Annotated in this window: 19 protein-coding genes, 3 pseudogenes and 2 riboswitches; of the genes and pseudogenes, 17 read left to right on the forward strand and 5 right to left on the reverse strand. The window is 48.0% G+C overall.

The genetic code is table 11. The annotated features are described in order from the left end of the window. Positions 1–77 precede the first annotated feature (77 nt). A complete protein-coding gene (locus tag C7N83_RS03380; RefSeq protein ID WP_106740641.1) occupies positions 78–560 on the reverse strand; it encodes an Lrp/AsnC family transcriptional regulator in 483 nt (160 codons plus the stop codon). A gap of 251 nt (positions 561–811) precedes the next feature. After that, positions 812–908, forward strand: a riboswitch (glycine riboswitch). Then, positions 909–1073: riboswitch (glycine riboswitch) on the forward strand. It abuts the riboswitch before it with no gap. Positions 1074–1143: 70 nt separating this feature from the next. On the opposite strand from C7N83_RS03380, the gene gcvT reads away from it, so the two are divergent. From gcvT to C7N83_RS03435, 10 genes and pseudogenes are all read left to right on the forward strand, one after another. Next, the gene (gcvT, locus tag C7N83_RS03390) at positions 1144–2244 is read left to right on the forward strand and encodes a glycine cleavage system aminomethyltransferase GcvT (protein WP_106740643.1); all 1101 of its coding nucleotides are present in this window, start codon (positions 1144–1146) and stop codon (positions 2242–2244) included. A gap of 303 nt (positions 2245–2547) precedes the next feature. Then, positions 2548–2931, forward strand: coding sequence for a glycine cleavage system protein GcvH (gcvH, locus tag C7N83_RS03395; RefSeq protein ID WP_106740644.1), 384 nt, complete (start codon positions 2548–2550; stop codon positions 2929–2931). 69 nt (positions 2932–3000) lie between these two features. Continuing rightward, a complete protein-coding gene (locus C7N83_RS03400; protein ID WP_106740646.1) occupies positions 3001–3597 on the forward strand; it encodes a DNA-3-methyladenine glycosylase I in 597 nt (198 codons plus the stop codon). A 716-nt stretch (positions 3598–4313) separates the two neighbouring features. Beyond that, positions 4314–5440, forward strand: a pseudogene (locus C7N83_RS03410) (MFS transporter). Between the two features lie 304 nt (positions 5441–5744). After that, a complete protein-coding gene (locus tag C7N83_RS03415) occupies positions 5745–6122 on the forward strand; it encodes a hypothetical protein (RefSeq protein WP_146135083.1) in 378 nt (125 codons plus the stop codon). 9 nt (positions 6123–6131) lie between these two features. Continuing rightward, entirely contained in the window at positions 6132–6353 is a 222-nt protein-coding gene (locus C7N83_RS14160; RefSeq protein WP_146135084.1) for a hypothetical protein, read from the forward strand. A gap of 89 nt (positions 6354–6442) precedes the next feature. Continuing rightward, positions 6443–9292, forward strand: coding sequence for an aminomethyl-transferring glycine dehydrogenase (gene gcvP, locus C7N83_RS03420; RefSeq protein WP_106740650.1), 2850 nt, complete (start codon positions 6443–6445; stop codon positions 9290–9292). A gap of 411 nt (positions 9293–9703) precedes the next feature. Continuing rightward, positions 9704–10105: a helix-turn-helix domain-containing protein gene (locus tag C7N83_RS16905; protein ID WP_170064786.1), complete on the forward strand. Its 402-nt coding sequence runs from the start codon at positions 9704–9706 to the stop codon at positions 10103–10105. 464 nt (positions 10106–10569) lie between these two features. Beyond that, entirely contained in the window at positions 10570–11190 is a 621-nt protein-coding gene (locus C7N83_RS03430; protein ID WP_106740653.1) for an L-threonylcarbamoyladenylate synthase, read from the forward strand. A gap of 551 nt (positions 11191–11741) precedes the next feature. Continuing rightward, positions 11742–12392: a site-2 protease family protein gene (locus C7N83_RS03435; RefSeq protein ID WP_106740655.1), complete on the forward strand. Its 651-nt coding sequence runs from the start codon at positions 11742–11744 to the stop codon at positions 12390–12392. Between the two features lie 35 nt (positions 12393–12427). Here the strand turns inward: C7N83_RS03435 and C7N83_RS14540 are convergent, their stop codons facing one another. From C7N83_RS14540 to hemN, 3 genes are all read right to left on the reverse strand, one after another. Beyond that, positions 12428–12577, reverse strand: coding sequence for a hypothetical protein (locus C7N83_RS14540; RefSeq protein ID WP_170064787.1), 150 nt, complete (start codon positions 12575–12577; stop codon positions 12428–12430). 216 nt (positions 12578–12793) lie between these two features. Next, positions 12794–13045 carry a DUF1289 domain-containing protein gene (locus C7N83_RS03440; protein ID WP_106740657.1) on the reverse strand — a complete coding sequence of 84 codons (252 nt, stop codon included), beginning with the start codon at positions 13043–13045 and terminating at the stop codon, positions 12794–12796. 137 nt (positions 13046–13182) lie between these two features. Further along, complete coding sequence (hemN, locus tag C7N83_RS03445) at positions 13183–14589, reverse strand: oxygen-independent coproporphyrinogen III oxidase (protein ID WP_106740658.1); 1407 nt, start codon at positions 14587–14589, stop codon at positions 13183–13185. 150 nt (positions 14590–14739) lie between these two features. On the opposite strand from hemN, the gene fnr reads away from it, so the two are divergent. Next, on the forward strand, positions 14740–15474 hold the full coding sequence (gene fnr, locus C7N83_RS03450) for a fumarate/nitrate reduction transcriptional regulator Fnr (RefSeq protein ID WP_106740660.1): 735 nt from the start codon (positions 14740–14742) through the stop codon (positions 15472–15474). A gap of 71 nt (positions 15475–15545) precedes the next feature. Here fnr and C7N83_RS03455 read toward each other — a convergent pair. Continuing rightward, positions 15546–16431, reverse strand: a pseudogene (locus C7N83_RS03455) (LysR substrate-binding domain-containing protein). A 448-nt stretch (positions 16432–16879) separates the two neighbouring features. Between C7N83_RS03455 and C7N83_RS03465 the strand changes: the two are divergent. The 6 genes and pseudogenes from C7N83_RS03465 to C7N83_RS15695 form a co-directional block, all read left to right on the forward strand. Beyond that, positions 16880–17623 (forward strand): OmpA family protein, encoded by a 744-nt coding sequence (locus tag C7N83_RS03465; RefSeq protein ID WP_106740662.1) that lies wholly within the window; start codon positions 16880–16882, stop codon positions 17621–17623. Positions 17624–17908: 285 nt separating this feature from the next. Beyond that, positions 17909–18874 (forward strand): thiamine-phosphate kinase, encoded by a 966-nt coding sequence (gene thiL, locus C7N83_RS03470; protein WP_106740663.1) that lies wholly within the window; start codon positions 17909–17911, stop codon positions 18872–18874. After that, entirely contained in the window at positions 18867–19355 is a 489-nt protein-coding gene (locus C7N83_RS03475) for a phosphatidylglycerophosphatase A family protein (RefSeq protein ID WP_106740670.1), read from the forward strand. The genes thiL and C7N83_RS03475 overlap by 8 nt, the downstream gene beginning before the upstream one ends. A 106-nt stretch (positions 19356–19461) precedes the next feature. After that, complete coding sequence (gene apaG, locus C7N83_RS03480; RefSeq protein WP_106740665.1) at positions 19462–19830, forward strand: Co2+/Mg2+ efflux protein ApaG; 369 nt, start codon at positions 19462–19464, stop codon at positions 19828–19830. A gap of 270 nt (positions 19831–20100) precedes the next feature. Next, complete coding sequence (locus tag C7N83_RS03485; RefSeq protein WP_483869977.1) at positions 20101–21477, forward strand: alanine/glycine:cation symporter family protein; 1377 nt, start codon at positions 20101–20103, stop codon at positions 21475–21477. A gap of 214 nt (positions 21478–21691) precedes the next feature. Further along, a pseudogene (locus tag C7N83_RS15695) lies at positions 21692–22045 on the forward strand (IS1595 family transposase); the annotation flags it as partial. Between the last annotated feature and the right edge of the window lie 120 nt (positions 22046–22165).

The following is a 22165-nucleotide window of genomic DNA, read 5'->3' on the forward strand; positions in this document are numbered from 1 at the left end:
GCAAATAACAAGGCTGTCTGAAGTAATTTCAGGCGGCCTTGTTATATTTGGTGCAAAGGATCAGTCAAAAGAAAAGGCTAATCCTGCTGCAAATGTGACAGCGGCAGGGCAGTGGTGTTTTTGATTTCTTTTAACACAAAGCTTGATTGTGCGTCTTGTACGCCATGATGGGACAATAAGGTATCCAATACAAAATGGGAGAATGCATTCATGTCAGTGAAAAACGCATGCAGCAGATAATCGGTTTCGCCGGTGAGTGCGAAGCAGCTCAACACTTCCGGCCAATTCTGCACGGCTCGGGAAAAATCGTCACGCGCATCGGCGGCTTTGCTTATGGAGACGCGGATAAATGCTTGCAAACCCAGCTCGACGGTAACGGGTGACAATAAAGCTGCATATTTGCGGATGATACCGGCATCTTCCAATTGTTTCAGACGGCGTAAGCATGGGGAGGGGGAAAGGGCGACGCGCTCGGAAAGCTCGACGTTGGTCAGTCGGCCGTTTTCCTGCAAAACCTGTAAAATTTTAAGGTCTGTTTTATCCAAAGTAATTTGAGCCATTATATTATCTCCCTTTATTTCGTGCGGCCTGAGTGTTAAAAAAATGAAGGATAACAGTTTTTTATAATCTTAAGCTAAGTAAACTTAACATACAACAGTTCAATAAATAATCTTTAGAAAAATAATCTGTGTTAAAAACGGAGATTTAAGCTAAATTAATTTGTTAATGCTATTAATATTTTAATATTAATAGGCTGTTTAAAAATAATTCCAAAGACTGCTTGCCCAAAAAAAAGATTCACGCCATAATCAGAAAACGTGCAGGAGAGCGCTGCTTCTCAACTATAAGTAGCCACCGAAGGCGCAGACGCCCTTAAATCGCTCAGGTAAAAGGACTGCCCGTTGAAATAAAACATCTGGAGAGAGGCATGATGCCACATCATGCCCACCGAAGGGGAGAAGGCCGTCTGAACCGCCATTCAGACACCCGTTGCCAAGTGGCACGCAATGAGCAGATTGCGGTCGAAACGACACGGTGCCGAAAATCTCAGGTTCAAGGACAGATAGGGCCATTCGTGCAGATAAAAACAGCAACGCACCGATGGCAACGATATATACCCAATATATACCCGGAGAACTTGATATGACTGCCCTGAACGTCACCCCTTTTCATCAAAACCATGTGGAAGCAGGCGGCAAGCTGGTTGATTTTGCCGGTTGGGAATTGCCTGTAAATTATGGTTCGCAAATCGCCGAACACGAAGCCGTACGCACTGATGCCGGTATGTTCGACGTATCCCATATGTTGGTTACCGATGCGGCCGGAGAACAAGCCAAAGCCTTTTTCCGCAAACTGTTAGCTAATGATGTCGATAAATTAGCCTTTGTCGGCAAAGCCTTATATTCTGCCTTACTCAATGACAACGGTGGTGTCATCGACGACTTAATCGTCTATCGCATGAACGAAGCAGAAACGCAATACCGCATTGTTTCCAATGGCGCGACCCGCGAAAAAGACTTTGCCCAATTCCAGAAAATCGGCCAGGATTTCGGTGTGAACTTGATGCCGCGTACCGATTTGGCGATGTTGGCCGTACAAGGTCCGAAAGCCGTAGCGAAATTATCAACCGTCAAACCCGAATGGGCGGAGCAAATCAGTGCACTCAAGCCATTCCAAGGATATGATTTCGGCGGCAATTGGTTTGTCGCCCGTACAGGCTACACCGGCGAAGACGGTGTGGAAGTGATTTTGCCGGCAACCGAGGCATACGAATTTTTCAAAGTCTTGCAAGCGGCAGGCGTGCAGCCTTGCGGTTTGGGCGCGCGCGACACCTTGCGCATGGAAGCCGGCATGAACCTTTACGGCAACGATATGGATGACGGCACAAGCCCGCTCGAAGCCGGTATGGGCTGGACGGTGGATTTGAAAGACGAAGCCCGTGATTTCGTCGGTAAAGCCGCGCTGGTTGCGTTGAAAGGAAAAGGTGTGGCAGTGAAACAAGTCGGCTTGCTGTTAGATAAAGGCGGCGTGTTGCGTGCGGGCATGGAAGTCGTGACCGGTAAAGGCCAAGGCATCACTACCAGCGGCGTATTCTCACCAAGCCTGAAACAATCCATCGCCATTGCCCGTGTGCCGAAAGATTTTGACAGTGATGTGGCTAAGGTGTTGATTCGAGGTAAAGAAGTGGACGTGCGTGTGCTGAAGTTGCCGTTTGTGCGCAATGGTCAGAAACAATTTGACTGATGGTTTATCAGACGGCCTAAAAATCAATAAGCCGTCTGAAACGATAAAATAGCCCGTTTAAATTGATTGAAACTGCTAACTTTTGACAAGACGGCAGCCTATCCCCGTCCTGCGGGCGGGAAAAGAATAAGGGAAGGCGATTTTGTTACTTTAAGGGATTTTTACAAAGGTAAGTTTTACAAACATAAAAATTTCAGATAAGCAAAGCCGCTTCCGAACAAAATATTTTTCAGACAGCATGTAAAAGGCCGTTTGAAAGCCCATTAAACCCAATAACAAACCCTATCCTTTGAGGAGTTTTTCATGAACAATATCCCAGCAGAATTGAAATATGTTGTCAGCCACGAATGGCTGCGCACTGAAGCAGACGGCACGGTAACTGTCGGCATTACCCATCACGCACAAGAATTGTTGGGCGATATTGTGTTTATTGAGTTGCCGGAAGTCGGCGTAAACCTGGCGGCTGAAGAGCAAGCCGGTGTGGTAGAGTCAGTGAAAGCCGCATCTGACGTGTATGCGCCGATTGCAGGTGAAATTGTGGCCGTGAACGACGATTTGCCGGGCGCACCGGAAACCGCCAACAGAGACCCATACGGCGAAGGCTGGTTCTTCAAAATCAAACCCGCTAATCCCGCCGATTTGGATGGTTTGCTGACTGCCGACCAATACGCTGATGAAGTGGACTAATCTGCCGTAAAAGGCCGTCTGAAAAAGATGATTCGTTTTCAGACGGCCTTTATGCTTTGAAGAATACACATGAATTATTGCGAATTTGTCCATAATCTGCCGCCCGATACCGATGACCCGAACAAATATTATCACGACCACCAGTACGGTTTTCCGGTTGACGACGATAATGCCTTATTCGGCAGGTTGGTTTTGGAAATCAACCAAGCAGGTTTGAGTTGGACGCTGATGCTGAAAAAGCAAAACGCGTTTCAGACGGCCTATGCCGGTTTCGATATTGCCAAAGTGGCAGCGTTTGATGATGAGGATGTTCAAAGGCTGCTCAGTGATGCCGGCATTGTGCGCAACCGCCTGAAAATTAACGCGGTCATTCGGAATGCGCGTACGATTTTGCGTTTGCAGGCCGAATACGGTTCGTTTAAAAACTGGCTTGATGTCCATCATCCCCGCGATAAAGCGGCTTGGGTAAAACAGTTTAAACAGCATTTTAAATTTGTCGGCGGTGAGATTGTCGGCGAATTTTTGATGAGTACGGGTTATTTGAAAGGTGCGCATAACGAGCGTTGCCCGGTTTATCAGAAGACCTTGGCGGCATGGGCGAAGCGGGCGGAGGCTGTCTGCAAGGTTAGGGTAGGAGGTGATGGATTACCTGCGGCTTTGCACTGAATATGAAAGCAGATACAAAACAATCCTGAGGCCATTTGTAACTTACACAAAGTAATCTTTACGCAACCTGTTGCCGGAAGTTTGCTGATTATCGTGACGGTGCCGTTTGTGTTTGGCCGGCTGATGCCGGGTATCTTTGATTCAGTGGCCGTTCTGAAAGGGTTCTGCCACGCAACAGCTGGTTGATATGGATGCAGTTGCCGCAAGGTATAGCCGGTTAGATGAATCATGGCGGCGCAGGTAGGTCGGATTCTTGAATCCGACACTTGCTTAAAAAGCCATGAGACCGTTTAAGTTCAAATTAAAGTTGCCCTTGCGGGCGAAGGTAGGATACGGCGCATCCGACCTGTCCCGTGTGTTTGTTTTTGAGTTAATCAGCCATAGGGTGCTGATTGATAAAACGGATTATGCGGCATTGCAGCCGTTGCAGCAGACTGCGATAGCAATACCTTATTCTACAGAAAATCAGCCGGCAGCCTTTGGTTTTACTGCTTGAAAATGTAACGGGTAAAACGGCCGTACCCGGCCGGCTCCATATCTGCTTGCCAGAACATAAAAGATTTTCCATGCAGCCTGCCAATTCGGAGCCTTATGGCTGCTGACGATTTGCTGTTTGTCGGTAACGGACGAATGATTGGGGCGGAGTGTGGCGGTACCTCAGCAACGATAATATGAAAATGAACAATCTTTTAAAAACCGCTGTTTTGCTGACCGGGATGTCTGCCTTTTTACAGGTATATTCCGTGCAGGCGGTTTTACCGGTTTTGATGGCGGATTTGCAGGCCACGGCGGTGCAGGCAGGTTTGTCGGTGGGGGCGACGGTGTTGGGCGTGGCCTTGATGTCACCGTTTATGGGTATGTTGTCGGATGCCTTCGGGCGCAAGTTGTTTGTGGTCGGGTCGTTGATTTATCTGGCTTTGCCGACCATGCTGCTGGCGTGGTCGCCGAATATTGAAATGTTTACGCTGTTGCGCTTTTTGCAGGGCCTGGCAGTGCCGGGGATTACGGTGGTGCTGATTGCTTAATCGGCGAAGAGTTTACCCAAAGCGAAGTCGTGCAGTTAATGACGATGTATGTGTCGGGCACGGTGTTGGGTGGGTTTCTCGGCCGTTTCCTGTTGGGGCATTTGGCCGATTGGTTTGACTGGCACACGGCATTTTATGTGATGGCGGTATTGAGTTTAGCTTGCGCGGTGTTTGTGTGGCAGCAGTTACCCAAATCGCAGAATTTTGTGCCCAAACCGAATTTTCAGACGGCCTTGAATACGTTGAAGTCGCATTTGCATAACCGCTATGTATTTGCCGCATGTTCGTTGGGTGGCTGTGTGCTGTTTTCTTTGGTCGGCTGCTTTACCTACATTAACCTGCATTTGGCGGATGCGCCCTATCATTTGGGCAGCAGCGCGTTGGCGAATATTTTTGCCGTGTATTTGATCGGCATGGTAATTACACCTTTGTCGGCCAGGCTGATGACGCATTTGGGCAGTGTGAAAATGATTTTGCTGGCGGCAGGCGTGTCGGTGATGGGGGTATTGCTGACTTTGTCGGCCGGTTTGCCGTTGATTATCGTCGGGTTGGTGTTGATGTCGTCAGGCATGTTCATCACGCAGGCAGCGACCATCAATTATATTGCTGCCAATGTCAAAGAAGGCCGTTCGCTGGCTTCTGGCTTGTATTACATGGCGTATTACAGCGGCGGTACGTTTGGCGCGTGGTTGTGCGGTTTGGCGTTTAAGGCCGCCGATTGGTACGGTGTGGTGTGGGCATTGCTGGCGGTGCAGGTGCTGGCCATCGGCATTGTGTTCAAAGGTATGGCAAACAGGCCGTCTGAAACCGCTGCTTGATTGAATCAAATGAATACCGCTAGGCAGTATCTGTAAAAACAATGAATAATGAATTAAAACAATAATGAATGTATTAGAACCCAATATACGCTTCCTTTCTTCTTTGCTGGTCATCGGCGTGTTGTTTGCCGTGTTGCTGCATACGGTAGAGCATATGCGTTTGGCCGCTGCTTTTGGGATGCACATATGTCGTCCCGCGAAAGGGTGGAACAAGCCATGACGTTGCGCTGTTTGTAGGTGTTGCTCGCTTGCGGCTTGGTGACCGGTGTCGGCTGGTAATGGTGACTGTTATTGCAAACCGTTGGTGGAATTGAAAAAAGCCTTGCAAGGCGGAGCCACACCTTTTCGTGCGAACACTTGGCACGCTTTGTTGCAAATTGTCACTTTAGGTATGGGTTCGCTTTTTGGGGCGAGAGGTGGTGCCGCGTGCAATGATCGTGGCTGTGGCGGAAAATGGTCAGGCTACCGAGGTTTATCGGTAGACGAAAGCCGCGTGTTTCGCCTTGATTGGTGCGGTGTCGATATATTACCTGGCCATATTGGGAAACGGCAAGGCGGCAACCAATTGAATTTTGCTGCTTTGATTGACTGCGAATACGTCACGGGCTTGCTGGCGGCAAAATGGCTGGCGGTGATTTTAGAGATGTTGGCTGATGTCTATGGAGGCAGACTGCCCCTTTGATGATGTTGGGTGGCTGAGCTTGCTGTTTGCTGTGGCATGGAATATGTATTTTCCCATGGTGCCATTGGGTATGGCGGTGTTTTTGGGTTTATCGTAAAAGATGGTGTTGAAGACGCTGGTGTTATGCTGGAAGTGTCCCGTTTCCAACGGCTTATTTGGATGCCCTTGTGTGTGCATGGTGGGTGGGTTGTTTGTGTATCAAATATTGCAAAGAAAAGTATAGTAGATTAAATATTTTTCAGAGGCTTGTGCTGATAGTAAGGCCGTCTGAACGCTGATTGACGGGCTTTTATGCCTGCCTGTTTAAAAGGAGTAAATAGATGAAATTAAACGAATTATTCGATAAAAGCGAATTTTCCGCGCGCCACATCAGCTTTCTTGACCAAGAAGCGCTGTTGGCTGCCCTCGGCGAAAAAAGCATGGCGGATTTTGTGAATCACACCGTGCCGCAATCTATCCGTATGCCGTCTGAACTTGATTTGCCCGATGCGCTGACCGAAGCCGAAGCATTGGATAAAATCAAATCAATCGCGGCGAAAAACAAAATCAACAAATCCTATATCGGCTTGGGTTATTACCCGACCCGTCTGCCGAATGTGATTGTGCGCAACGTCTTGGAAAATCCGGGTTGGTACACCGCCTATACGCCTTATCAGGCGGAAATCGCGCAAGGACGCTTGCAGGCTTTGTTGAATTTTCAGCAGGTGTGTATTGATTTGAGCGGCTTTGAAGCCGCCGGTGCGTCTTTGCTGGACGAAGCCACCGCTGCCGCCGAAGCAATGGCGATGGCCAAACGCGTGGGCAAATCCAAATCCAAACGTTTTTTTGTGGACGAGCGGGTGTATCCGCAAACGCTGGACGTCATGAAAACGCGTGCCAAGTATTTTGATTTTGAATTGGTAATCGGCGATTTTGCGACAGCGGCCGACGGCGGATATTTCGGCGCTTTATTGCAATATGTCGGCAGAGACGGCGATGTAGTTGATTTGACCGATGTTATCGACCGTCTGAAAGAAACAGGGGTGATTGTGGCGGTGGCGGCCGATGTGATGAGCTTGGTATTGCTCAAATCGCCTGCTGAAATGGGTGCCGACATTGCTTTGGGCAACACGCAGCGTTTCGGCGTGCCGATGGGTTTCGGTGGCCCGCACGCGGCTTATTTTGCCTTTAAAGACGAGTTCAAACGCTCCGCCCCCGGCCGCATTATCGGCGTATCGAAAGATGCTTCAGGCAAACCGGCCTTACGCATGGCCTTGTCAACCCGCGAGCAGCACATCCGCCGCGAAAAAGCCACGTCCAACATCTGTACCGCGCAAGCGTTGCTGGCAAATTTGGCCGGCATGTATGCGGTTTATCACGGCCCGGAAGGCGTAAAACGCATTGCGCAACGCATTCACGCGCTGGCTTCTGCCTTTGCTGATGCCTTGGTTTCAGACGGCATTGAAGTCGTGCATGAAACCTTCTTCGATACCGTTTTGGTTGGATGCGGTGATAAAGCGGCTGAAATTTATCAAAATGCCTTAAACGCCGGCTACAACCTACGCCGTGTCGGTGAAACCCGAATCGCGGTCGCTTTCAGCGAAGAATCCACAGTCGGCGAGTTGGCAGTATTGGCGGCTTTGTTTACCGGCAAAACCGCTGTGGATTGCAGCGGCGAAGTGGCAGGCCGCCTGAAAAAAAGCCTGTTGCGCAAAGATGACATTCTCACGCACGAAGTATTCAACCGCTACCACACCGAACACGAAATGCTGCGCTACCTGAAAAAATTGGAAGAGCGCGATTTGGCGATGAACCGCAGCATGATTTCCCTCGGCAGCTGCACCATGAAGCTCAACGCCACCAGTGAGATGATACCGATTACTTGGCCGGAATTTGCCAACCTGCATCCGTTTGCGCCGACCGAGCAAACCGAAGGTTACCGCGAATTGCTCCAAGGTTTGCAAACCCGGCTTGAAGCGATTACTGGTTTTGATACCGTCAGCCTGCAGCCGAATTCCGGTGCGTCGGGCGAATATACCGGCTTATTGGCCATCCGCCGCTACCACGAAGCCAACGGCGACACCGAACGCAACGTCTGCCTGATTCCGCAATCGGCACACGGCACCAATCCGGCTACCGCCGCCATGCTCGGCATGAAAATCATCGCGGTCAAAACCGATGAAAACGGTAATGTCGATGTGGCCGATTTGCAGGAAAAAGCCGAACAGCACAAAGACCATTTGGGGGCGCTGATGATTACCTATCCGTCCACCCACGGCGTGTACGAAGAAGGCATCCGCGACATTTGCCGAATCATTCACGATAACGGCGGCCAAGTGTATATGGATGGTGCCAACATGAACGCGCAAGTCGGTATCATGCAGCCGGCCGAAGTGGGTGCGGACGTGTTGCACATGAACCTGCACAAAACCTTCTGTATTCCGCACGGCGGCGGCGGCCCAGGCATGGGGCCGATTGGACTGAAAGCCCATTTGGCACCGTTTGCGCCAAGCCACGTTGTCGCCCCTGTTGAAGGCGCAACGGAAGGCATGGGTGCCGTATCCGCCGCACCGTATGGTTCGGCCGGCATTTTGCCGATTACATGGATGTACGTCACCATGATGGGCAAACAAGGCATGCGTCAGGCCACCGAATGGGCGTTGCTCAATGCCAACTACGTCGCCCGGGCCTTAAGCGGAGATTATCCGATTCTCTACACCGGCAAAAACGGCCGCGTGGCACACGAGTGCATCGTCGATTTGCGTCCGCTAAAAGCCGAAAGCGGCATTACCGAAACCGATATCGCCAAACGCCTGATGGATTATGGCTTTCACGCACCGACTGTATCTTTCCCCGTGGCCGGGACGTTGATGATTGAGCCGACCGAATCGGAAAGCAAAGCCGAACTCGACCGCTTCATCGCCGCACTCAAAGCCATCAAACAGGAAGTGTTGAAAGTGCAAAACGGCGAATGGCCGAAAGACGACAACCCGTTGGTAAACGCGCCGCATACGTCGTTTAACGTTACCGTCGGAGAATGGATGCATCCATACAGCCGCGAAGAAGCAGTGTTCCCGCTGCCGTATGTGCGCGAAAACAAATTCTGGCCGAGCGTAGGCCGCGTGGACGATGTCTATGGCGACCGCAATTTGGTTTGTTCTTGTCCGCCGATGGAGGTGTATGAAGATTGATTCGGGTAGGGCGGTTGTGAATCCGCTGCTTTAAATTGAGATGAAAGGCCGTCTGAAAGAATCTGTTTCAGACAGCCTTTAAAGGCTTATAGAGGCAGTTAATATTACTCATCAAGTCCCGTTTCATTCAGTCCAGAGATTGAAGAATTGAGAATGTTATCGGAGCTTTGTTCAATGGCAGGCATTTTGGAGTCGGTTACTATGATAGGAAGTTTCAGTACGGTCTTAGGTTATATGGGTCTTGTTGTTTTATATATGTATTAGATAATTTTTATTTTGGCGGCATCACTTCTTGATTGTTTAAGGGTTGAGATTATAATTTTTGTTCGAAAAAAATCAGAGATATAGTTATAAAGGCCGGCAGATTTGCATTTGAAGTGCAACTTTCATGAACAAAAAAGCCGGTATGCGGTGGCATACAGCCTTCCTGACAAGAAAGATACACACCTGCCCCAAGACCAACGGTACCATATCCGGCACCATCTCAACCAGCAAAGCCCCGCAGAAATTGCCAGAGCACTCAACCGCAGCAAAAACAGCATTATTCGGGAAATCAAACGACACCAAGGCAAAGATGGCGTATACAAAGCCGGTGGAGCACAAAACCGTTACACCGCCCAAAAGCAGCAAAAGCGAAAGCCTTACAAACTGACCGAAAGCCTCACAGAATACATCAATATCCTGTTCATCCTGAAACTCAGCCCCGAGCAGATTTTCGGATATCTGAAAAAGCATCACCATATCAAAACGGCACCACAGCATCATCTACTGCTATATACACGCAGATGTAGGCCAAATAGCCGGTGGAAATAAAGGCACCGTCCCCAAAAGTCCAATACGCCTAGCTGGAACGCGTCGCCGTTGCTTTTTACTACGCCTTTATCGAAAGATGCAGCCCGGACGGTACACTTCGACAACACCTGCGCATTTGCAGCAAACTCTACCGAAAAACGTATAGCAGCAAAAAACAGGTGCGCGTCAAAGTACCTGACCGGGTCGGTATCAGATACCGTACGGCCATTGTTGGAGAACGCATAAACGCATTTTCCCGGTTTGTAAAAAACCTAGAAGCAGCGCAGTTCAAGATACTTTGAATCACAGACCAAGAATAAAACACTTGGCTATGAAACACCAAATGTTTTATTCTTGAGAAAGTTTAAACCCTGCTTCCAAGTGTTGCTTTCCAAATGCGAATCTAAGGGTCTTTTGTCTTTTCAATTAATAAGTTTTACAATATGTGCCGAACCAAAAACCATTAAACCGAAAAGGACGCAAACATGGCACAATTTTTCGCCATCCATTCCGACAACCCGCAAGACCGTTTGATTAGGCAGGCCGCCGACATCGTGCGCAACGGCGGTGTGATTGTTTACCCCACCGATTCCTGCTATGCGCTTGGCTGTCGGCTTGGCGACAAAAATGCGATGGAAAAAATCCTGCATATCCGAAAAATCGACCAAAAACACCACCTTACCTTAATGTGTGGCGATTTGAGCGAGTTAGGCATATACGCCAAAGTCGACAACAGCCAGTTCCGCCAACTTAAAGCTGCCACCCCGGGCAGCTACACCTTTATTCTCGGCGCCACCAAAGAAGTACCCAACCGCACCATGCACCCCAAACGCAAAACCATTGGACTGCGCGTGCCCGATAATCAAATTGCCTTGGCCTTGCTGCAAGAATTGGGCGAACCGCTGCTGAGCTGCACTTTAATGCTGCCAGAAGATGACGAACCGCTGACCGATCCCTACGAAATCCGCGACCGTTTGGAACACAGCGTGGATTTGGTGATTGACGGCGGCTGGTGCGGCACCGAGCCGACCACAGTTATTGATATGACTGACGGGACGGAATTGATTCGTGAAGGCAAAGGCGACAAGACTTTGTTTGGTTTGTAAAACACAAAAAGTAAAGGCCGTCTGAAATATTGCAAGCGTTCCAGTTCGGCAAAAAAGTGTATCTGGCGCAGGAAAACGTGAAAGATGTGCAGGTCGATTGGAAGCTGTGCCGCTATACATTCGGAGATGTGTTCAGGTAATGAAGAACGAGGGGCTTTTTGACGAAAAACCACGAAATATAGCGGATTAACTTAAACATGGACACACAAGGCAGGTCGGCTACTCCGTATCCGGACTTTGCCCGTAAGGGCAAACTTTACCTTGAATTTAAAAGGTTTCCTGGCTTTTTAAGCAAATGTCGGATTCAAGAATCCAGCCACCCAATATGGTCGTTGTTCATTCACGCAACCATAGCAAAAGAAACAGTTTGGGCCGTCTGAAAATAGCGGTGTTTCAGACGGCCTAGTTATCTGTCCCACTGCCTTGAATCCATACTTTTGTACCCATATCTACAAAATCTGTTATATTTTTGGCTGTTCGGCATTTCAGACAGCCTGTGTTAGGGAAAACGTTGTTTCCGAAGGAAACAACGTTTCTGCGGAGCGAAAACCATGTTTCAGAATTTTAATTTAGGTATTTTTTTACTGGCGGTGCTGCCGGTGCTGTTGGCGATTACGGTACACGAAGCAGCACACGGCTATGCGGCGCGTTATTGGGGCGATCATACCGCCGAGCAAATGGGCAGGCTGACGCTGAATCCTTTGGCGCATATTGATTTGATTGGTACGGTGTTGGTGCCGGCGGTGTTGTTTTTTACTACCGGATTCATGTTCGGATGGGCGAAACCGGTACCAGTAATTTCACGTAATTTCCGCCATGCCCGTTTAGGTATGCGCACGGTGGCGATTGCCGGCCCGCTGTCCAACCTTGTGATGGCGTTCGGGTGGGGGCTGGTGGCGGTGGCAGCGGTGCATGCGCCTGAATCTTATCAATATCCGATGTCGAAAATGGCGCAATACGGCATTTCCGTCAATGCGGTATTGTTCGTGTTGAACATGCTGCCGGTTCCGCCTTTGGATGGCAGTCGCTTTGTCGACAGCTTCCTGCCTGCGAAACAATCCATGCAATACCGTAAGCTCGAACCTTACGGCACTTGGATTATCCTGATTTTGTTGGTGACCGGCGTTTTATGGTTGGTTATCGGGCCGATGGTCAATCTGATTATGTCGTTAGTGGCGGGGTTTGCAGGGTTGCTTCTGTAAGCCGTTGACAGACAGAGTGAGACCTTGGCAAAATCTCAGGTTTGAGTACGGTTCAAAGCACCGCATTGTAGAACGCGTAGACAGATGATACAGATGGGTAAGCGTTCGGGCAGTGCGGTGCGAAAAGGTGTCGCGGCAACCTCCGCCATTTCTACCTTATAGCCTTGCGATTTTAAAAAAAGCACACCCTGCTTTATTCCTCGCTATTCCTAAATAATATACCTTCTTCAAAAAAATTATGCTTTTCTTGAATTACCTTATCACGTAACACGTCTACTAATTTTCCTGTGTCTTCTTGAGTTTGCTCAGACGAATAAGAAATACTGCACGTTGGTAACGCTCAAGATGGGGTGTTGGTAAATGTCACAGGCCGTCTAAGATGTTCAGACGGCCTGATTGCATTAGAAATCAAAACTGATTTGTCCGGCAGGCGGAGAATCGGCAGGGGTGGGCAAGTCGGGTTTGCGGTTGCGGATTTTGCTTTTGCGCATACTCAGCAGGCGCATGACTTGGTGTTTTTGGTCGTCGTTCATCTGCTGCCAGTAAAGCCGCTCTTCACGACTGCGCAGGCAGCCTTTGCAATAGCCTTTGGTATTGGCTTCACATACGCCGATACAGGGGCTGGGAATAGTGAAGAAGTCGGGTTGCTGCATGATGGGGGACGAAGTATCGTTTTTCTGTCATAGTAGGGCTTTATGTTTGTAAAGTCAATGAGATATAGAGAAGCCGTCTGAAAATACGCTTGAAGCCAAGCGGAGTTTTCAGACGGCCTTGCTATGGGTATAGACGGTTAAACGGTTTGCGAATATTTCGCCGTGGTTTCCTTATGGCGCAAATGGTAGTCGAACACCATGGCGATGTTGCGAATCAGAAAGCGGCCTTTGGGGGTGACGGTCAGGCCGTGCAGTTTCAGGCGCAGCAAGCCCAGTTTGGCCAGATGCTGCAAGTCGGCCAATTCGTCGGCAAAATATTGGCGGAACGGAATACCGAACACACTTTCGTAAATTTGGAAATCTAATGAGAAGCGGCACATCAAATCTTGAATGATGTTGCGGCGCAATAAGTCGTCTTGGTTCAATTGATAGCCGCGCATAATCGGCAGACGGCCTTCGTCGATGGCGGCATAGTAGGCTTTGATGTCGCGCTCATTTTGGGTGTATGTGCTGCCGATTTTGCCGATGCCGGATACTCCGACGGCCAATAAATCGCAATCGGCATAGGTTGAGTAACCTTGGAAATTTCGTTGCAGCCAGCCTTCTTTAAGGGCGGTGGAAAGCTCGTCGTCGGGTTTGGCAAAATGATCCATGCCGATAAACACATAGCCGCGGTCGGTCAGAGTGTGCACACAGTATTGCAGCATATCGAGTTTCTCTTCGCTGTCCGGAACAGCATTGGTGTCGATGCGGCGTTGTGGTTTGAAAATATGCGGCAGGTGGGCGTAGTGATATAAGGCCAAGCGGTCAGGGCCGAGGCTTAACACGGTATCGATGGTGGCTTTCATGCTTTCAACCGATTGATGCGGCAGGCCGTAAATCAAGTCCACGCTGACAGATTTGAAACCGGCTTCGCGTGCGGCAGCAATTACTTCTCTGGTTTCTTCAAAGCTCTGGATGCGGTTGACCGCTTCTTGAACTTTCGAGTCAAAATCCTGAATGCCCACACTCATGCGGTTGAAACCGAGTTCGCCCAGTTTGTGTACCGTTTCACGGCTGACTTTGCGGGGGTCGATTTCGATGGAGTATTCGCCGTTGGACGTGAGTTGGAAATGTTTGCGGATCATCTCAAAAACGCGTTCGAGCTGGTCGTCGCTCAAGAAAGTTGGTGTGCCGCCGCCGAAATGGAGCTGTGCCAACTGATGGCGGCCGTTGAGATGCGGTGCGAGCAATTCCATTTCGCGCTTGAGATACTCAATATAGGCATCGGCACGGGTTTTGTCTTTGGTGATGATTTTATTACAACCGCAGTAGTAGCAGATGGTATTGCAAAACGGAATATGGATATAAAGTGATAAAGGTTTGTTGAGCGCGCCCATGCTGCGCAGGCGGAGGGCATGGGTATATTCGGCTTCACGGAAGCCTTCGTGGAAGCGGTCGGCAGTGGGGTAGGATGTATAGCGCGGTCCGCTTGCCGGAAGCTTGGCAATCAAATCGCGGTCAAATTCCAGTAGTTCGTTGTTTTGTATTGGAATTGTTTTCATGATGGTAGCGGTATGATTATATATTGATTAACGAATTAGTAAAATTCAATTTAATTTGCTAGAATGCCACATTATGCTAAACCTGTCTTGATATGAGTCAAGAGAAGCTCGGTCAGGAAAAAAGTTTTTATAAAAAAAGGTGTTTGTTTTATGGCCACACACAATTCTACGCATCAATTGAAAGCATTGTGTTCGACGTGTTCTTTGCGCGAACTCTGTTTGCCTGTCGGTTTGATGCCTAACGAATTTTCCCAATTAGATGCCGTCATCCGGCAGAGCCGCCGTCTGAAAAAAGGCGAATATCTGTTCCGTGCGGGCGAGCCGTTCACTTCTTTGTTTGCAATTCGTGCAGGTTTTTTCAAAACTACGGTAGCCAGTCAAGACGGGCGCGACCAAGTGACCGGTTTTTTCATGTCGGGCGAGCTGATCGGCATGGACGGTATTTGTTCTCATGTCCACAGCTGCGATGCGGTAGCGCTGGAAGACAGCGAAGTGTGTGAATTGCCGTTTGCCCACATGGAAGAATTGGGTCAAAACATCCCAAGCCTGCAAACGCACTTTTTCCGCTTAATGAGCCGAGAAATCGTGCGCGACCAAGGTGTGATGCTGCTGTTGGGCAATATGCGTGCCGAAGAACGGTTGGCAGCGTTTTTATTGAATTTGTCGAACCGTTTGTATTCACGTGGTTTTGCTGCCAATAATTTTATCTTACGCATGTCGCGTGAAGAAATCGGCAGCTATTTAGGCTTGAAGCTGGAAACCGTGAGCCGCACACTGTCGAAGTTCCATCATGAAGGCTTGATTGGCGTTGAACACAAACACATCAAGATTCTCGATTCACAGGCTTTGAAAAAAATGGTGTCCGGTTGTGCGCATGCCATGTAAGGCTTGAAGATAAAAAGGCCGTCTGAAACGTGAGTGTTTCAGACGGCCTTTTTATCTTGAGCAAAAACCGTTTAGATGGAGAAATCTTCCATAATCGGCGCATATAAAATACGGCCGACTGTTTCACGGTTCAAATGCGGCGCAAACATTTCGATGAAATCATAGGTATAGCCGCGTAAATACGTATCGGAACGGATGGCAATCTATGTAGGTGAAGGTTCGAATAAATGAGCGGCATCAATGAATTCCAAATCTTGATCAGTTTGCGGACCGTAAGCCATTTCAGCGATCAATCCCGCGCCCAAGCCGAGTTTGACATAGGTTTTAAGCACATCGGTATCTGCTGCGGCCAAGGCGACTTCCAGTTGCTCTGGCGTGGCTTTCGTAAAAGTACGCGAAATGCTGCCGCCTGAATGAAAAGAAAATTCATAAGTAATCAATGGAAAGCCCACCAAATCCCCAATGCCGATAGGATTTTTGTCATCCAGCAAAGGATGGTTTTTCGGCACGGTCACGGCATGATTCCAATCATAGCAATTTAGCTTGAGTAATTCAGGATGGCCGTCCAAGTTTTCGGTGATAATGGCAATGTCGGCTTCGCCGGTGCTGACTATTCGTGGACTGCCCTGTTTGATGGTCAAATTGACTTTCGGATAACGCTTCACAAAATCGGCCAAATATGCTGCAAGGCATGGCGTACCGCTATCGTGGTCGGTAAACTCGCTGCCGATGTTTTTGATATTTTGTACGTTGCGCAAAATGCGTTCCGAAATTTCCAAAACCACTTTGCCCGGTTCCACGCGTTTGCCGCTGCAGATGAAAATCTGAATGCCCAATTCTTCTAAATAAACGGATCTGTTTGAAAATGCCGGGCTGGGAAGTGAACAGCGCGTCGGCAGCTTCGGAAACATTCGGATTATGGCAGTATACTTCAAGCGCGTAGCGTATTGTTATAATTTCATGGTGTTTGAGCTGTGGGTATTGTGCGACAAATATAGCCTAATTTAGCACATTTTATTTAATTTTGTCGGTGGGAATCAGGTTTTTTTGGGAAGTTTTTGTTTTTTCGGGAAGTATTTAAATCAGTTATGAGAAAGTCTTAACAAAGAAAAGGGCGTGGTTTGAAATGTTGTTGCGTTTGCGCAACGATAGCGTAAAGCTTGTGGGGATTTATCCATAAATAAATGACACAAGATTGATTTTTCGGCATGATTTAAAAATAGGGAGCAGGCAGTTTTATGATCATTCAGAGGCATCGAGTATTGACAGTTTGTCCTCAGCTTCTTTATAGTGCAACCTGATATATCCGATTTGTCGCCATTTTTATATGCCGCGGCCTGTATATTGGTAAAGTTGCAGCGGCTCTTACAGTATCCGTTGCATAACAATTTGATGAGGGAATAAAATGACCAAACAGCTGAAATTAAGCGCATTGTTCGTTGCCTTGGCGGTTTCTGGCACTGCAATGGCAAGCGAAGCGCATACCAAACACGGTTACACCGTAAGCAGCCAATCTCAAGAAATCGTGCGTAACAGTTACGGCGAATGTTGGAAAAATACTTACTTCGACAAAGCAACCCAAGGCCGTGTTGAGTGTGGTGATGCCGTTGCTAAAGTTGAAGAGCCGGAATACGTTGATGAGACTGTTTCGTTGTCTGCTAAGACTCTGTTCGGCTTCGACAAAGATACTCTGCGTCCTGAAGCTCAAGAAAACCTGAACGCTTTGGCCCAACGCTTGGGCAACACCAACGTACAAACCGTACGGGTTGAAGGCCACACCGACTTTATGGGTTCGGAGCAATACAACCAAGCATTGTCTGAGCGTCGCGCTAACGTAGTGGCTAACTACTTGGTTAGCCGTGGCGTACCTTCCGGAAAAATCTCTGCTGTCGGCTTGGGTGAGTCTCAAGCTCGAATGACTGCTACTTGTGAAGCCGAAGTGGCTAACTTGGGAAAAAAAGTTTCTAAAGCGAAACGTCGTTCTGCTCTGATTGCATGTATTGAGCCAGATCGTCGCGTTGATGTGAAAATCCGCAGCGTGGTGACCAAGCAAGTTACGCCTGGTAGCGTACAAAGCGAGCGCCCTGCTGTTGATGAAGGTTGGATTCCTTCACCATATAACGGTGTACACGGTTATGCTAAACCTTAATCAGGTTTAAAGTTTAAAAAAACCCGCTTTGGCGGGTTTTTTTGTTTTTGGATTTTATCTGGCCTGTAGTTCGATGCTTATGGGAAATTTAGGTAGAAGGTTGCTTCAGGTTGTCTGAAAAAATAGATATGATGATTTATCAGTAAACGCATACATCGATTTTTGGGATAAAATGATGCAGTTTTAGATTAAGCTATTTGATCACTTGTATAAAATAATTTCTTGAAATTTGGTTTAAAGTTATTTCCTTTTTAATAATGTGGTTTACTTTTTCAGGAAGCTTGGATGACGGAATTTGATTTCATTCGAAAATATCTTCAAAATCAGCAGCAAGATCATCAAGTCGTACTGGGTATTGGCGATGATGCAGCAATTGTGCGTCCGAAAAGTGGTTATGATTTGTGTTTTAGCGCAGATATGTTGCTGAAAAACAAGCATTTTTTTGAAAATGTTTTGCCTGAGGATTTGGCTTGGAAGGTGTTGGCGGTGAATATTTCCGATATGGCGGCCATGGGTGCAAAACCAAAATGGGTGTTATTGAGTGCTGGCTTGCCTGAATTGGATGAGAATTGGTTGCGTCGTTTTTGCAACAGTCTTTTTGACTTGGCACAACGCTTTGGTATGATTTTAATCGGTGGCGATACCACACGCGGCGATTTGGTTTTTAATGTTACGATTATCGGCGAACTGCCACAAGGACAGGCACTTCGGCGTGAGGCGGCAAAAATCGGCGACGATATTTGGGTTTCAGGAAAAATCGGTTTGGCAGCTTCGGCATTAAATTGCCTGTTAAAACGATGTGAATTGCCATCGGAAGTATTTCAGCAATGTGAGGCGGAATTGTTAAGGCCAATGCCGCGTGTCGCGTTGGGACAGGCAATATTGAATTTGGCGCATGCCGCGCAAGATGTTTCAGACGGCTTGGCACAAGATATCGGCCATATTTTGACGGCATCGAATGTAGGGGCGGAAATTTGGGCAGAACAAGTGCCGACTTTGCCGCAATTGAAAGAATCGTTGTCGCGCGGACAGTGGTTGCAATATACTCTGGCAGGCGGCGATGATTATGAATTAGTGTTTACCGCACCGGAAAGCTGCCGTGGGGCATTGGAAGCTGCTTCGCAACAAACCGACACACTGATTACGCGTATCGGTAAAATTACCGATTCAGGCCGTCTGAAAGTGGTTAACTCTGTTTCCGACGGCTTGGAAATTGCATTAACTTCTTTAGGGTTTGATCATTTTGGCTGACTTTAAACCAACTTTTTCATGGTTGAAACAAAGGCCGCTATGCTTTTTGGCATTCGGTTTCGGCAGCGGCCTAGCACCGGTTGCGCCGGGTACATTCGGCACGCTCCCTGCCTTACCGATTGCATTTGTATTGTCTTTGCTCGGTATTTCCGGCTGGTGGCTGGCGTTGGTTTGTGTAGGTCTGTTTGTATGGGGTATTCAGATTTGCAGCCATGCCGAGAAAGAATTGGGTATTCAGGATTGCGGCGGCATTGTTTGGGACGAAATCGTTGCTATACTGCTGATTTTGGCATTTGTGCCGTTTAAATGGCATTGGTGGCTGGCGGCGTTTGTCGTGTTCCGTTTATTCGATGCTGTCAAACCTTGGCCGATAAAATGGTTTGATGCGCGCGTGCATGGTGGCTTTGGCATCATGCTTGACGATATCATCGCGGCATTCATGACGTTGATTGTTTTGAATATCGCGGCGTGGGTTGTGTAAACAATCCGATGTTTTGACCGGAAGAATATCACGGCAAAATACTTAGTCATCTGATGATGGTTTTTTATTAAACTCACAAAAAATATTACCATACGGGGTAAACAACATGAATCAAATCGAAATCAATGTCCGGTCACGTTATGTGGCCGGACAAAGCGACGTCTATCGCGACCGTTATGCCTTCAACTATGTGATTACCATCTGTAATCGGAGCGACGAGGTAGTGACCTTGCGCCAGCGTTTTTGGGAAATCACTGACGGGCATGGTGAAACCGAATCGGTAGGCCATCCGGGCTTGGTGGAAGAGCAGCCGGTTTTGTATCCGGGAGAAGAATATGAATACAACAGTGGTTCGCAAATCAGCACGCCTTGGGGCAGCATCGAAGGGGCGTATGAATTTGAAACCAGTATCGGCAAACGCTTTATTGTCGGTGTGCCGAAATTGGATTTCAAAGCGGGCTTCACCCTGCAATAATTAACATTTAAATGCCGTCTGAAACGTGTTTCAGATGGCATTTTGATAAATTGTTGACAATTTCAATGGTATTTTTTAAAAAATAAAGTAAAATTGGAAAAATTATAATGGCTTTAATATTTTATTTTAAATTTAAAAATAAGGAGTTAAGTTGATAAAAGTACAAATGTGTCATTATTTTCGATATAAATTGTATACATAACATTGCGAGAATTAACGATTTGTGCTGAAATAAATCTGTCTTAATACAAATACAGAGGATAAATGCAGATGGAGATATTAAAATCATTTTTCGACGTCGTCAGCGGATGGGTCTGGGGGCCGGTTATGCTGGTGTTGCTGGTCGGTACCGGCGTGGTGATGACCGTATTGCTCAAAGGCTTACAGTTCAGCATGCTGGGCTACGCATTGAAACAGGTGTTCCACCCGCATTCTAAAAAAGACGGCAAAGACCATGAAGGCGATATTTCCCATTTCGGTGCGTTGATGACGGCTTTATCGGCTACCATCGGTACGGGTAATATTGCCGGTGTGGCCACTGCGGTGGTGGTTGGCGGTCCGGGTGCGGTATTCTGGATGTGGATTACCGCCATTTTCGGTATGGCCACTAAATACGGTGAAGGCGTGTTAGCAGTGAAATACCGCGTGCAAAACAATAAAGGCGAGATGTCCGGCGGCCCGATGTATTACATTGAAAAAGGCTTGGGCAGCAAGTGGAAATGGATGGCGTATGCGTTTGCGCTGTTCGGTATGTTTGCCTCGTTCGGTATCGGCAGCTCGGTACAGTCGAATTCCGTAGCGCAAGCCGTACAAACCAGCTTTAACATTACGCCAAGCTTGACCGGTGCGGTGTTGACTTTGCTGACTGCGATTGTGATTTTGGGCGGTATCCGTGGCATTGCCAAAGCAGCTTCGGTGATTGTGCCGGTGATGGCGGTATTGTATGTATTGGGCGGTCTGATTATTATGCTGATGCATTTGGATATGGTTGCACCGGCGGTGGGTCTGATTTTGCGTGACGCGTTTACTGGCGAAGCGGTTGCAGGTGGCACACTCGGTATGGTGATTCGCTACGGCGTGGCACGAGGGGTGTTCTCGAATGAGGCCGGTATGGGTTCGGCACCGATTGCAGCTGCCGCGGCGAAAACCGACCACCCTGTGCGTCAGGCTTTGGTTTCAATGACCGGTACTTTCTTGGATACCGTCGTGGTGTGTTCAATTACCGGGATCGTGTTGGTAATAGGCTTGATGGACGTGGCCGGTGAGTTTGTAAAACCGGAATTGAGTGGCGCTGCCCTGACTACTGTTACCTTCCGGCAACTGCTGCCGGGTGTGGGTGGTTGGATTGTGACCATCGGCTTGATTTTCTTTGCCTACTCAACGATTTTGGGCTGGTGTTACTACGGCGAAAAATGTGCGACTTACGTATTCGGCGACAGTTTTGCCAATATTTACCGTGTATTCTATGTCGTTACCGTGATGCTCGGCACCGTATTGAGCTTGGATTTGGTTTGGCTGGCTGCCGACACCTTCAACGGCCTGATGGCGATCCCGAACCTGATTGCCTTGCTGCTGTTGTCTAAAGTGATTGTCAGTGAAACACGCGACTTCAAGCAAAAAATAAAAAGTGGTGAATTACCGCACTAACAGGTATGATAAATTAAAGGTTCTTACATTCGTATTTCAAGTGCAACACTCAAATGCCGGCGGCAAGAGCCGCTAAAAACAAACCAGCCGGCATCTCATAATCCCGTGTTTTTCCCGGTCGGTGGTTGAGGGCGGCCCCAACCGCCTTAACCCATTTGCCGCCCAATTTTATAAAAGGGGCTGTATTGGATTATCAGTTATGCTACCTTTAAAAATGAAGATAACAAACTGTAAATTATCAAAAAAAGTACAAAAGAAACGCATTGAATTTTTGTACTGGAAGTTACCGCCCGCGCAGCTGCCAATTTATTAGACATCCCCCCTGATTCGGCAGCATTGTTTTACCGTAAAATCCGCCAAGTGATTGCTTACCATTTGGAACTTCAGGCAGATGAAGTTTTTGACGGTTCTGTCGGATTGGGCGGGGGTTGTTTTGGCAGGCAGCGTAAAGGTTAAACGCGGTTGCGGAGCAGCCGGCAAAGTAGCTGTTTTCGGTATCTTAAAACGACAAGGTAAGGTTGATACCGTTGTGGTTGGGAATACCAAGCAAGATACTTTATTGCCCGTTAAAAAGAAAAGGAGCTGAAGTAGATTAGTAGTCATGTCAGACGGCAAAAATTAAGATAACCAATTGTAAATTAACAAATAATCCACAAAGAAAACTCCTCCAGTTTTTCGTACCGGAAGC

The organism is Neisseria iguanae (assembly GCF_003013245.1).
GTDB classification, from domain to species: domain Bacteria; phylum Pseudomonadota; class Gammaproteobacteria; order Burkholderiales; family Neisseriaceae; genus Neisseria; species Neisseria iguanae.

Coding starts and splice junctions, on each gene's coding strand:
- C7N83_RS03380 (WP_106740641.1), bottom strand. CDS start 560: ATGGCTCAAATTACTTTGGATAAAACAGACCTTAAAATTTTACAGGTT.
- gcvT (WP_106740643.1), top strand. CDS start 1,144: ATGACTGCCCTGAACGTCACCCCTTTTCATCAAAACCATGTGGAAGCA.
- gcvH (WP_106740644.1), top strand. CDS start 2,548: ATGAACAATATCCCAGCAGAATTGAAATATGTTGTCAGCCACGAATGG.
- C7N83_RS03400 (WP_106740646.1), top strand. CDS start 3,001: ATGAATTATTGCGAATTTGTCCATAATCTGCCGCCCGATACCGATGAC.
- gcvP (WP_106740650.1), top strand. CDS start 6,443: ATGAAATTAAACGAATTATTCGATAAAAGCGAATTTTCCGCGCGCCAC.
- C7N83_RS03430 (WP_106740653.1), top strand. CDS start 10,570: ATGGCACAATTTTTCGCCATCCATTCCGACAACCCGCAAGACCGTTTG.
- C7N83_RS03435 (WP_106740655.1), top strand. CDS start 11,742: ATGTTTCAGAATTTTAATTTAGGTATTTTTTTACTGGCGGTGCTGCCG.
- C7N83_RS03440 (WP_106740657.1), bottom strand. CDS start 13,045: ATGCAGCAACCCGACTTCTTCACTATTCCCAGCCCCTGTATCGGCGTA.
- hemN (WP_106740658.1), bottom strand. CDS start 14,589: ATGAAAACAATTCCAATACAAAACAACGAACTACTGGAATTTGACCGC.
- fnr (WP_106740660.1), top strand. CDS start 14,740: ATGGCCACACACAATTCTACGCATCAATTGAAAGCATTGTGTTCGACG.
- C7N83_RS03465 (WP_106740662.1), top strand. CDS start 16,880: ATGACCAAACAGCTGAAATTAAGCGCATTGTTCGTTGCCTTGGCGGTT.
- thiL (WP_106740663.1), top strand. CDS start 17,909: ATGACGGAATTTGATTTCATTCGAAAATATCTTCAAAATCAGCAGCAA.
- apaG (WP_106740665.1), top strand. CDS start 19,462: ATGAATCAAATCGAAATCAATGTCCGGTCACGTTATGTGGCCGGACAA.
- C7N83_RS03485 (WP_483869977.1), top strand. CDS start 20,101: ATGGAGATATTAAAATCATTTTTCGACGTCGTCAGCGGATGGGTCTGG.